Origin of the sequence: Sphingomonas sp. CCH9-E2 (assembly GCF_001557215.1) — a bacterium.
GTDB lineage: Bacteria > Pseudomonadota > Alphaproteobacteria > Sphingomonadales > Sphingomonadaceae > Sphingomonas.
The window spans coordinates 36117-47884 of the sequence record NZ_LSJM01000286.1 but is presented as its reverse complement, the minus strand read 5'-3'; the positions used below and the strand labels follow the sequence as shown (position 1 = coordinate 47884).

Here is an 11768-nt window from a genome sequence, read left to right as displayed (position 1 = left end):
CCGCGCCATCGCGCCGGGCTCTGCCGCCGAATATGCCGCAAAACGGGTCGCGCCCGGCCAAGCCGCCGCCGCGCCCTATGGCTCGGCCGACAATCGCGAACGCTATGCGGGCAAAGAGGTCGCCGCGGTCCAGTCGGTCGCGGCCGCGCCGGTCTCCACCTTCTCGGTCGATGTCGACACCGGCGCCTACTCCAATGTCCGCCGCTTCCTGCAAAAGGGGCAGACGCCCCCCGCCGAAGCCGTGCGGACCGAGGAGATGATCAACTATTTCCGCTACGACTATCCCCTGCCCGCGTCGCGACAGGCACCGTTCAGCGTGACCACCGATGTCGCGCAGACGCCCTGGAACCCTGACACCCGCCTCGTCCGCATCGGCCTGCGCGGCTATGACGTGACGGCGCAGGGGCGACCCGCCGCCAACCTCGTCTTCCTCGTCGATGTGTCGGGATCGATGAGCAGCGACGACAAGCTGCCGCTGGTCAAGCGCGCGCTGACGATGCTGGCCGACAAGCTGACAGCGAAGGACCGCGTCTCGATCGTCGTCTATGCCGGGGCGGCGGGCGTCGTGCTCGATCCCACTGCAAATCCCAAACATATCCGCGCCGCGCTCGACTGCCTCGAAGCGGGCGGGTCGACCGCCGGCGCAGCGGGCATCCAGCTCGCCTATGACATCGCCAGCGCGAACTTCATCAAGGGCGGGATCAACCGCATCTTCATCGCCACCGACGGCGATTTCAACGTCGGGGTCAGCGACAACAAGGCGCTGGAGGCGATGGTGAAAAAATATCGCGACAGCGGCGTCACCCTCACCACGCTCGGCTTTGGCGAGGGCAATTACAACGAGGCGCTGATGGAGCGCATCGCCGATCTCGGCAACGGCAACTACGCCTATATCGACAGCGCGATGGAGGCGCAGAAGGTGCTCGACGACGAGCTCAGCGCCTCGCTCTTCACCATTGCCAAGGATGTGAAGGTCCAGGTCGAGTTCAACCCGGCGCAGGTCAGCCAGTATCGCCTGATCGGATATGAGAATCGCGCGCTGGCCGAGGAGGATTTCGACAATGACGCGGTCGATGCCGGCGATATCGGCGCGGGGCATCAGGTGACCGCGCTGTACGAAGTGGTGCCGACCGGGGCGAAGGGCTGGCTGCCCGATCGCCGCTACGACGGCAACCGCCCGCCTGCGCCGAGCGCGTCGGGGCGCGAACTCGCCTTCGTCAAGCTGCGCTACAAGCTGCCGGGCGAGGACGCGTCGCGGCTGATCGAAAAGCCGGTACCGGCATCGCTGCTGCGTACAGCCTCCACGCCGAGCGGCGACATGGCCTTTGCCACCGCGGTCGCGGCATTCGGACAGAAGCTGCGCGGTGACAAATATCTCGGCGGCTACAGCTATGCCGCGATCCGCGGGCTGGCCGGCAACCCGCAGGGCTATTGGCGCAACGAATTCCTCAAGCTCGCCCAGCTCGCGGCGGTGCAGGAAGTGCGCAGCGCAGCGAAGGACTGATGCACCCGATCGCCCTCCTCGCGCATTGTCCCTGAGGACGTGCGCGGGGAGACGGCGGAATGAACGAGAAACCCTATGTGCCCCCGGCAGGAATGGCCGAAGCATTCGAATGGGCGACGGTCACCCACTTCCTGGTGATCGCGCTGCTCGCGGCGGGGGCAATCGCGATCATCTGGTGGGGTCGGCACCTGCACCGACGCTGGAAAGAGGCGCGTGAAGAAGCCGCACGGGCAGCGCAGGAGCGCGACGCTGACAGCTAGTCCGCGATCTCGCTCAGCAGCAGCTTGTCGATCTTGTGGCCGTCCATATCGACGATTTCGAAGCGCCAGCCCTGCTCGACGAAGCTCTCGCCCTCATTCGGCAACCGCTTGAGCACTGCGAGCGCGAGGCCGGCGACGGTCGCATAATCGCGATCCTCGGGCAGCTCGATCTTGATCCGGTCGGCGAGCGCATCGGCCGCCAGTTGCCCCGAAACGAGCAGCGACCCGTCGTCGCGCACGGTGATCGCAGGATTGTCGCCCGCATCGGCATCCGACGCGAACTCCCCCGCAATCGCCGCAAGCAGATTGGCGGGCGTGACGATCCCCTCGAAATGCCCATATTCGTCATGGACGAAGCCCATCGGGACCGCCGCACGGCGCAGCGCACCGAGCGCGTCCATCGCATCGACCTGATCGGGCAGCACCGGCGCGGTCTGCGCCAGCGCGCGCAGGTCGAGCGGGCGCCCTTCGATCAGCGCCGTCACCACGTCGCGCGCCTGCACCACGCCGATCACCGCATCGACCGACCCGTCGGCGACCGGAAGGCGGGTGTGCGGCGTGGCGGACAGCGCAGCACGGATCGCGGCCTCATCGAGGTTGACGTCGATCCAGTCGACATCGGTGCGCGGCGTCATCACCTCGCGCACCGGTCGGTCGGCCAGGCGCACCACGCCCGAGATGATCGAGCGTTCATGCTCCTCGATCACCCCCGAATGGGTCGCCTCGGCGACGATCATGTGCAGCTCTTCGGCCGTCACGCGATTTTCGGACTCGCGATTGAGCCCGAGCAGGCGGAAGACCAGCGCACTGCTCTGGTCGAGCACCCACACGATCGGCGCGGTGATGCGCGCGAGCAGCTTCATCATCGGCGCGATCACCACCGCGAACGGCTCGGGCGAGCGCAGCGCAAACTGCTTGGGTACCAGCTCACCGAAGATCAGCGAGACATAGGTGGTGAAGGCGATGACGATGGCGAAGCCGATCGTCTGCGCCAGCTCCGGCTCGACGCCCAGCGCAGCGATCCGCGCGCCGGTCGGCGTGCCGAGGCTCGCGCCCGAATAGGCACCGTTGATGATGCCGATCAGCGTGATCCCGATCTGGACGGTCGACAGGAACTTGCCGGGATCGGCGGCCAGATCGATCGCCGTCTGCGCGCCCCGTTTTCCGGAACGCGCCATCCCCTCCAGCCGCGCCTTGCGCGCTGACACGATCGCAAGCTCCGACATGGCGAACACGCCGTTGAGCGCGACCAGTGCGAGAATGATCGCGACGTCGATCCAGGGTATGGGGGGAAGCGGGTCCATTGGCCTGTCCCTCCCATAGTCGCATTCATCCCCGTTTCACAACGCCCGATTCATGCATTGTCGGTGCGCAGGCGGAACAAGGGCGCGGTCCGGGCCGTTTGTCGCGCGCAAGTTTCAAGGAGGAAGTAATGCGTATTCCCGCCAATTGGCCTCTCATCCCCGCCATCGCGGCGCTCGCGCTGACCGGCGCCTGCGTCACCGACCCGGTGACCGGCGAGCAGCGTATCTCAAAGGCCGGCATCGGCGCGATCGGCGGCGCACTGGGCGGCTATCTGCTCGGCGATATCGTCGGCGGGCGCCGCGATCGCACCGAAAAGATCGTCGGCGCGGGCATCGGCGCGGTCGCGGGCGCGGCGATCGGCAATTATATGGACCGGCAAGAGCGCGAGATCCGCGAACGCACCGCCGGCACCGATGTCGAAGTGATCCGCCGCGGCGACGATCTGATCCTGTCGATGCCGTCGGGCATCACCTTCGCGACCGACAGTTCGACGGTGCAGGCGCAGTTCCGGCCGACGCTCGACAAGGTCGCCGACGTGCTCGACCGTTACAACCAGACCTATGTGGACGTGTACGGCCATACCGATTCGACCGGATCGGACGCCTATAACCAGACGCTGTCGGAGCGCCGCGCCGTGGCCGTCGCCGATTATCTCGTCTCACGCGGCGTCGAGGCCGCCCGCCTCGAAACGCTCGGCTATGGCGAGACCCAGCCGATCGCGTCGAACGACACGATCGAGGGGCGCGCGCAGAATCGCCGCGTCGAGATCAAGATCGTGCCAATTCGCGAAAGCGATATGCGGCGCTGAATGCATCCCTCTCTCCGCTCGCGGGGAGAGGGGGATCACCGCCGCGCGGCGAAAAAATCGCGCAGTAGCGCAGCGGCCTCGCCCTCACCGATCCCTGGATAGACCTCAGGACGGTGATGGCAGGTCGGCTGGGTGAAGAAACGCGGACCATGCTCGATTGCGCCGCCCTTGGGATCACTGGCGCCATAATAAACGCGCGCGATGCGGGCATGGGCGATCGCGCCCGCGCACATCGCACACGGCTCGAGCGTGACCCACAGGTCGCAATCTTCCAGCCGGTCGCGGCCCAGCGTCTGGGCAGCCGCGCGGATCGCCAGAATCTCGGCATGCGCGGTGGGGTCGTGCAAGGTACGTGGCGCATTGGCTGCAACGGCGACCACGCGCTCGCCCTGCATCACCACCGCACCGACCGGAACTTCGCTCGTCTCGGCGGCAGCACGCGCGGCGTCGAGTGCGGCGCGCATCGGTTCGGGCAGCGGGAACATGCCGCCGCTATGCCGCAAGTGGCGGCGATCGGCCATAGATGCCGACGCGCCGCCTGATCATGCAATTACTTGGCAGCCGGAGTCGGCTGCGCCTTCTCGACCTCGACCGTCGGGACCTGAATGGTCTTGTTTTCCATGGTGATGGTCGGCACCTGGATGGTCGTGTTGGTCGTGCCCATGCCGACATCGCCAACGTCCGCAGCGACGGTCGGGGCCTTGCCGCCCTCGAACTTCACGGTCGGGAGCGCGCCCGGCTTCATGTCGATGCTCAGCATGCCGAGCGACATCAGCACCACGATGACGACGGCCGCGAGGCCGAGAATTGCCAGAAGTCCACGCATCGAGTCCGATCTCCCTGTTCGAATCGTTTGCGAAATAACGCATCATTGACCATAGGGGTTGCACGCACGGTGCGAAACAGGGCGATGCACGGTTGACGAAATCGCGCTGTCCCGTTATCGGGCCGCTCTTTCCCAGCGCCGCTGGACAGGCTGAAACCTAGGAACGATTCGATGTCGCGCATTTGCGAGCTGACCGGCAAGGGCCGGCAGGTGGGTCACAATGTTTCCCACGCCAATAACAAGACCAAGCGGACCTTTCTGCCCAACCTGCAGAATGTGACGCTGATGTCGGAAGCGCTCGAGCGCTCGATTCGCCTGCGCGTGTCGACGCACGGCCTGCGCTCGGTCGAGCATAATGGCGGCCTCGACAACTGGCTGCTGAAGACCGGCGACGACAAGCTGTCGCTGCGTGCCCGCCGCCTGAAGCGCGAGATCGTCAAGAAGGCGACTGCCGCCGCCTGATTCGCTTCGGCGACCGGGTTTCTGATCGGCCCGCTCCCATTTCGGGACGCGGGCCGTTCGGCGTTTGTGTCCCGAGCCGATTCGCCGCCGACGCGCGCTATCGGTTCAGCCGGAATTTGAGCAGCAGCGACCGCTGCAGAAACAGCTGGTTATCGTCCGACGCAATCCACAGGATCGTGTCCCGACCCTCGCGCACGACCGCCAGCGCCTCGAAATTGTCGTGCAGCACCGGCCCTTCGAACCGCGCAACTTCCCGGCCTGTCACGATCGCCCCGCGCCGAATCGCCCGGCGCGGGATCAGCGTCAGCGTCGCGGTAAATGACAGCGGCAAGGCAAATCGCCGGTTGAGGACCGCGATCCGCCCGTCCGGCAACTCCGCCATGTCGGTCGGCTTGAAGCCGCGCGGCGGGCGATAGCTGAAAGCGAAGCCGCGACGCGGCGCCGCGACTGGATCGCTGCTGAACATGATGCCCCGCACGGTCCCCGCAGCGTCGCCCTTGCGATCCTCCGCCAGGACGATGAAGCGCCCATCGCGCAGGCGCACCATCGCCTCCGCGCCGCCATTGCTCGACCAGTTTGACAAAGCGGGCGGCGTTGCGTGCCCCTGCGCACGCGCAAAGCCACGCTCATACCGCCAGATCGCATTCGCCCGCTCGAACCCGACCCAGATCTGGCCGGTGGCAGGATCGGTGGTCAGCGACTCGCTGTCGCGATCTTGCTTGCGCCATCCTTTGCCGGGACCGGCCGGAAGTTCGGCGAAGCGAACTGCGCGCGCGGTCCAGTCCGCGCCCATGGTGAACGAGACGATGTTGCCGCCGTCGCTCAACAGCATGAACCGGTCGCCGTCCACCGCCATTGCCGAAAAGCCGCCGAACGCGTGACCCGGACCGTCCAGTGCAACCCCGCCGAGGAAGGTCAGTCCGCCCAGTCGGGTTTGCTTGGTGTCCCCTACCCGCAGCGTTACCTGCGTCGCCCGAATCGATGGATCGCGCGGCAACAGCGGCAGCCGCGCCTCGCCCGACCAGTCGGGGACGAACACCAGGATCAGCAGGATCGACAGAAGGATGCGCATCGCGCGCCCTTCATAGCGGCCGCAATCGCGCCGCAAAGCTGAACCTCAGATAACAGCCTTGTTCAGCCTGGGTTGGACGCCGTTCAGCTAAACGACAGACAAGCTGTTCCGCGGCGTATCTCGCGGACCTGCCCGACATGCCGGTGCGATCCGAACGCCCCGCCCGATTTCCCGTGTTGCGTATCGGGACTGGGCACTCCCCCTTGGGCGCTACGGCCGCACCGGCACCCCCCTTTACGGTCCCGCAACGATCCTGAACCGCGGATAACAGCAGCGTTCAGGGACGGCTCAATGCGGTTGTGCGAATCCCCTGTTCAACGAGATCGAACGAACACGGAGATACGACATGATCAAGCAGCTTTCTCTGATCGGTGCCGCGCTGGCGATGACCGGCACCGCACTGGTCCCCGCGACCGAGGCTGCGGCGCAGAGCCGCTATGAATATCGTGATGGTCGCAGCTATCATGGTGATGGCTATCGCGATTATCGCCGCGACAATCGTCGCTATGACCGCCGCTACAATTATCGCGGACGTGCGGCGGATCAGTGCCGCGACGGCGAAGGCGGCGCGATCGTTGGTGCGATTGCCGGCGGCCTGGCCGGTAACGCGATCGCGGGTCGCGGCGACAAGACCATCGGCACCATTCTGGGTGGCGTCGTCGGCGCACTCGCCGGGCGCGAAATCGACCGGGCCGATCGTCCCGGCTATTGCCGCCGCTAAGCGCGGAAAAGCATAAAGAAACGGGCCGGCCTCCATCGAGGTCGGCCCTTTTCGTGTGAACAACTCGGCCATCGGCGCGTTGGGCGGTCATGTTGAAACCCTGCAATGACTCCGCGCATCCGCTGGCGGAGCGCTTTCGCGCGTTCGTCAAATCGACCGAATTCCCCTGTGTTGGTGCCAAGTCGGCGCTGAGCCGCGACCGCATGCGCTTTGTGGTTGGCAAGGATATCGGGTCGGCCTGGGACGATCTGCGCATCCTGCCCAATCTGCACGACCTCGCTGCCAGCTACCGCGCCGAGCCCGAGCTGTTCCAGTCGCTCGTTGTGCTGTTCGAACAGGACCGCGAACTCGACGAGCCCGCCTTTGAAGACAATCTGTGGGCGCGGCTGCAGTCGCTGACCGACAAGGATGAATGGCTGGGACAGCCGGGCGACCCGCGCGTCAGCCATGATCCCGACGATCCGCATTTCTCATTGAGCTTCGGCGGCGAGGCGTTTTTCGTGGTCGGCCTGCACCCCCAGGCGAGCCGCCCCGCGCGCCGGTTCGAGCGCCCGGCGCTGGTGTTCAACCTGCATGACCAGTTCGAGCAACTGCGCGCGCAGGGCCGCTATGAGAAGCTGCGCGATTCGATCGTCGCGCGTGATGTCGCACTGGCAGGCGCGCCCAACCCGATGCTGGCGCAGCATGGCACCGTGTCGGAAGCACGGCAATATAGCGGGCGGGTGGTCGATCCCGAATGGCGCTGCCCCTTCCGCGGACGCGGAGGTGACCAGCATGCCGCATAGGATTGAACCCCGCTCCGGCGTCGCGTTCGAACTGCCCAAAGGGGCGCTGCTCACCGTCACCGACCCGACCGGTGAACAGGTCGCCGACCTGCTCGCCTTTCGCAAGGACGATGTCGGCGAAGTGATCTCCTCGGGCCGAACACTGGATTATGCGAGCCGCATCTATCTGACGACGGGCGACAAACTCTATTCGAACCGCAGCAATGTGCTGCTCGAGATCGTCGCCGACGATGTCGGGCGGCATGATTTCCTGCTCACGCCATGTTCGAAGGACACGTTCCGGATCATTTATGGCGACACCGCCCCGCATCGCGGATGCTTCGGCAACCTCGCCGCCGCGCTTGCGCCTTATGGGATCGACGAGGACATGATCCCGACGGCGTTCAACTGCTTCATGAATGTGCCGGTCGATGGGCAAACCGGCGAATTGCGCGTCGATCCGCCGCTGAGCAAAGCGGGGGACCGGATCGTGTTTCGGGCGATGGAGGATCTGGTGATCGGCCTGACCGCCTGTTCGGCGCTGCAGTCCAACAACGGGTCGTTCAAGCCGATCGACTGGGAAATAACGCCGCCGGAGTGACCCGGCGGCGTTCTGAACTCAGTTTCCGGTCGGGAATCCGCGGCGCTTGAACAGCGCGTTGACGTCCGGATCGCGGCCGCGAAACGCCTTATACGCTTCCTTGCGGTCGGTTTCGTTGCCGGTTTCGAGCAGGATCGTGCGGAACTTGTCCGCCACGCCCTTGTCCCAGACATTGCCGCTTTCCTCGAACGCGGCCCAGGTGTCGGCGTCCATCGTTTCCGACCAGAGGTAGGAATAATAGCCCGCCGAATAGGCGTCCGAGGAGAAGAGGTGGTTGAACTGCGGGAGGCGGTGCCGCATCACGATTTCCTTGGGCATGCCCAGAGAGGCGAGCGTGTCGCGTTCGAACGCGTCGGGATCGGTCACCGGGGTTTCGCGATTGTGGAGTTGCATGTCCACGATTGCCGATGAGAGATATTCGACCGTGTCGAAGCCCTGATTGAAGGTCGACGCCTTCTCGATCTTTTCCACCAAAGCCGCCGGGATCACCTCACCCGTCTTGTAGTGCTTGGCGAAGCGGTTGAGCACATCGGGGGTCAGCAGCCAGTTTTCGTTCACTTGGCTCGGATATTCGACAAAGTCGCGCGGCGTGCCGGCGAGGCCCGGATAATAGACGTTGCCGAGCAGGCTGTGCAGCGCATGGCCGAATTCGTGGAACAGCGTCGAGGCATCATCGATGCTGATCAGCGTCGGCTCACCCGCGCCGCCCTTGGTGAAGTTGTTGTTGTTCGACGCCAGCACGATATCGTCGCCGCGCAGCCCCGAACGGCTGCGATAGCTGGTCGCCCACGCACCCGAACGCTTCCCCGCACGTGCGAAATTGTCGAGGTAGAAGACGCCGATCGTCTTGCCGAGGCGCTTGACCTCAAACGTCCGCACATCGGTCTGGAACACCGGGATCGTGCCGGTATTTTCCTTGAATTCAAGGTCATAGAGCCGTCCGGCGGCGTAGAACATGGCGTTCACCATGTTGTTGAGCTCGAGATACGGCTTCACCTCGCTCTCATCGAGGTCGTATTTCGCCTTGCGGACCTTCTCCGCATAATAGCGATAGTCCCAGCCCTCGATCTTGATCTTCGGCCCCTTGCCCGCCTTCGCCTCTTCATCGGCCAGCGCCTGCATGTCGGCGACTTCCTGACGGACGCGCGCGACCGCGGCGGGCCAGACCGACATCATCAGCTTGGTCGCGTTCTCCGGCGTTTCCGCCATCGTGTCGTCCATGCGGTAATGGGCGTGCGTCTTGAAGCCGAGCACCTTGGCACGCTCCTGACGCAGCTTCAGGATGTTGGCGATGATCGCATTGGTATCGTTCGCGCCGCCATTGTCGCCGCGATTGATATAGGCGTTGTACACCTTCTCGCGCAGCGCGCGGTTGGTGGCGTACATCAGGAAGGGCTGCATCGACGAGCGGGTGTTCTTGACCGCCCACTTCCCTGCCTGCCCGCGCGCCTTGGCCTCTTCGGCAAGGCTCGCCTTGAAGCTGTCGGGCAGACCGGCGAGGTCGGCCTCATCGTCGATGATGATCGCGGTTTCTTCGTCCGCCAGCACGCGGCGGCTGAATTCGGTATAGGCGACCGACAGCTCGCCATTGATGCGCTTGATCTCGGCCTTTTGCGCCTCGTTGAGCAGCGCGCCCGAGGTCACGTAATCGCGATAGGTCCGCTCGATCAGGCGCATCTGCTGGGCGTTGAGGCCGAGCGTCTGGCGCTTGTCGTAGAGCGTCTTAACCCGCGCGAACATCTTGGGGTCGAGGCTGAGTTCGGTCGAGAAGGCCGACAGCTTCGGGCTCCATTCGCGCGCGATCTTCTGCACCTCGGGGCTGGCGAGGTTGCTGGTATAGACGCCCCACACCGGGAAGACGCGCGACAGCGACGTCGTCGCCTTCGCCGGCGCCTCGATCGTGTTGGCAAAGGTCGGCGCTTCGGGATTGTCGCGCACCTTGATGAAGGCGGCGCGCGCCTCGGCCATCGCCGCTTCGAACGCCGCCGGGAACATCGCCGGGGTCACCTTGTCCCACTGGGGAACGCCGTCGAACGGACCGGGCCACGGCGCGAGCATCGGTGTCGCATCGACGCTGGCGGGCGCAGGCTTGGCCGCCGGGGTCTGGGCAGCGGCGGGCAGGATCGACAGGAACGAGGCGGTGGCGAGCAAAATCGCGCCGGATACGGGCTTCATGAACTTCCCCTGGGAAATGGTGTGATAGCGCGATGATACGGCCCGGCGCATGCTTGGCAAGCCGGACGCGACGAACTGCAAACCGCCTCCCCCAGCGAGCTGGGGGAGGAATAGCGGCGGTCACCCCCCGACGGTCTGCTCGATCGTGCCGAAGATCGGGTGGTGCCGGTCGTCCTCGGCCCAGATGCGGACCGTGTCGCCGGCCTTGAGGAACGGGGTGGACGGCTTGCCGTCACGGATCGTTTCGACGGTGCGGACTTCCGCGAGGCACGAATAGCCGACGCCACCCTGCGCGATCGGCTTGCCCGGACCACCATCCGCGTCGCGGTTCGATACGGTGCCAGATCCGATGATCGTCCCCGCCCCCAGCGCGCGGGTCTTTGCCGCATGCGCGATCAGCGTGCCGAAATCGAAGGTCATGTCCTCGCCTGCCTCGGCGCGACCAAAGGGCTGGCCGTTCAGATCGACCATCAGCTTGCGGTGCAGCTTGCCGTCGCGCCACCAGTCGCCGAGCGCGTCGGGCGTCACGAACACGGGTGAGAAGGCGCTGGCGGGCTTGGACTGGAAGAAGCCGAAGCCCTTGGCCAGCTCGCCCGGGATCAGGTTGCGCAAGGAGACGTCGTTGGTCAGGCCGACCAGCCGGATCGCGGCCAGCGCCTCCTCACAATTCGCGCCCAGCGGCACGTCGCCGGTCACCACCACCACTTCGGCCTCGAGATCGCAGCCCCAGTCTTCGTCGGCGAGCGGAATCGGGTCGCGCGGGCCGAGGAACCCGTCACTGCCGCCCTGATACATCAGCGGATCGTGCCAGAAGCTCTCGGGCATTTCCGCCCCGCGCGCCTGCCGCACCAGCGCGACATGGTTCACATAGGCCGAGCCATCGGCCCATTGATAGGCGCGCGGCAGCGGCGCGGCGGCCTCCCGCTCGTGAAAGCGTTCGCGCGGAATCACCTCATGATCGAGATCGGTGGCGAGATTGCGCAATGCGCCTTCGTACCGATCCCAATCGTCGAGTGCGGCCTGCAACGTGCCGACGATATGGCCGGCATCGGCATACCAGGCGAGATCGCTCGACACGACGACGAGGCGGCCGTCGCGTCCGTGCTTCAAACTGGCGAGTTTCACGCTGCTTCTCCTGCTCCTGGCCCGCCTGCTCTAACCGGCTGGTTTTCGGCGGGTCCTTACCCAAGTTGCATTGACAGGCGCGAGCGCAACCCGCAACGCAGAACACATGTATTCCGAGCTTCGATTCCTGGAGCAAGGCGGCGAG

13 protein-coding genes are annotated in these 11768 nt (G+C 65.4%); 7 read left to right on the top strand and 6 right to left on the bottom strand.

Annotation, left to right across the window (positions count from 1 at the left end):
• Both AX681_RS13430 and AX681_RS13425 read left to right on the top strand, forming a co-directional pair.
• Positions 1–1504, top strand: a 1504-nt coding sequence (locus tag AX681_RS13430; RefSeq protein ID WP_156456098.1) for a VWA domain-containing protein, incomplete at its 5' end; no start/stop codon positions are given.
• Positions 1505–1563: 59 nt separating this feature from the next.
• The gene (locus AX681_RS13425; protein ID WP_066661840.1) at positions 1564–1764 is read left to right on the top strand and encodes a hypothetical protein; all 201 of its coding nucleotides are present in this window, start codon (positions 1564–1566) and stop codon (positions 1762–1764) included.
• On the opposite strand, the gene AX681_RS13420 is transcribed toward AX681_RS13425, so the two are convergent.
• Positions 1761–3068, bottom strand: a complete 1308-nt coding sequence (locus AX681_RS13420) for a hemolysin family protein (protein ID WP_066661836.1) — start codon at positions 3066–3068, stop codon at positions 1761–1763. The two genes, AX681_RS13425 and AX681_RS13420, sit on opposite strands and share 4 nt — an antisense overlap.
• Before the next feature lie 128 nt (positions 3069–3196).
• Between AX681_RS13420 and AX681_RS13415 the strand changes: the two genes are divergently transcribed.
• Positions 3197–3877 (top strand): OmpA family protein, encoded by a 681-nt coding sequence (locus AX681_RS13415; protein ID WP_066661830.1) that lies wholly within the window; start codon positions 3197–3199, stop codon positions 3875–3877.
• A 35-nt stretch (positions 3878–3912) separates the two neighbouring features.
• On the opposite strand, the gene AX681_RS13410 is transcribed toward AX681_RS13415, so the two are convergent.
• On the bottom strand, positions 3913–4341 hold the full coding sequence (locus tag AX681_RS13410) for a nucleoside deaminase (RefSeq protein WP_082738029.1): 429 nt from the start codon (positions 4339–4341) through the stop codon (positions 3913–3915).
• An 86-nt stretch (positions 4342–4427) separates the two neighbouring features.
• Complete coding sequence (locus tag AX681_RS13405) at positions 4428–4703, bottom strand: hypothetical protein (RefSeq protein ID WP_066661823.1); 276 nt, start codon at positions 4701–4703, stop codon at positions 4428–4430.
• A 171-nt stretch (positions 4704–4874) separates the two neighbouring features.
• On the opposite strand from AX681_RS13405, the gene rpmB reads away from it, so the two are divergent.
• Positions 4875–5165 carry a 50S ribosomal protein L28 gene (gene rpmB, locus AX681_RS13400; RefSeq protein WP_066661821.1) on the top strand — a complete coding sequence of 97 codons (291 nt, stop codon included), beginning with the start codon at positions 4875–4877 and terminating at the stop codon, positions 5163–5165.
• A gap of 97 nt (positions 5166–5262) precedes the next feature.
• Here rpmB and AX681_RS13395 read toward each other — a convergent pair whose 3' ends face one another.
• The gene (locus tag AX681_RS13395) at positions 5263–6237 is read right to left on the bottom strand and encodes an esterase-like activity of phytase family protein (RefSeq protein ID WP_066661818.1); all 975 of its coding nucleotides are present in this window, start codon (positions 6235–6237) and stop codon (positions 5263–5265) included.
• Between the two features lie 346 nt (positions 6238–6583).
• On the opposite strand from AX681_RS13395, the gene AX681_RS13390 reads away from it, so the two are divergent.
• The 3 genes from AX681_RS13390 (at position 6584) to AX681_RS13380 (ending at position 8323) form a co-directional block, all read left to right on the top strand.
• Positions 6584–6958 (top strand): glycine zipper 2TM domain-containing protein, encoded by a 375-nt coding sequence (locus AX681_RS13390; RefSeq protein WP_066661814.1) that lies wholly within the window; start codon positions 6584–6586, stop codon positions 6956–6958.
• 89 nt (positions 6959–7047) lie between these two features.
• Positions 7048–7743 (top strand): guanitoxin biosynthesis heme-dependent pre-guanitoxin N-hydroxylase GntA, encoded by a 696-nt coding sequence (gene gntA / locus AX681_RS13385; RefSeq protein ID WP_066661810.1) that lies wholly within the window; start codon positions 7048–7050, stop codon positions 7741–7743.
• Positions 7733–8323 (top strand): DUF1989 domain-containing protein, encoded by a 591-nt coding sequence (locus AX681_RS13380; protein WP_066661799.1) that lies wholly within the window; start codon positions 7733–7735, stop codon positions 8321–8323. Before gntA ends, AX681_RS13380 begins: the two co-directional genes overlap by 11 nt.
• An 18-nt stretch (positions 8324–8341) precedes the next feature.
• Here the strand turns inward: AX681_RS13380 and AX681_RS13375 are convergent, their stop codons facing one another.
• A complete protein-coding gene (locus AX681_RS13375; RefSeq protein WP_066661798.1) occupies positions 8342–10498 on the bottom strand; it encodes a M3 family metallopeptidase in 2157 nt (718 codons plus the stop codon).
• 120 nt (positions 10499–10618) lie between these two features.
• Complete coding sequence (locus tag AX681_RS13370; RefSeq protein WP_066661796.1) at positions 10619–11623, bottom strand: fumarylacetoacetate hydrolase family protein; 1005 nt, start codon at positions 11621–11623, stop codon at positions 10619–10621.
• Between the last annotated feature and the right edge of the window lie 145 nt (positions 11624–11768).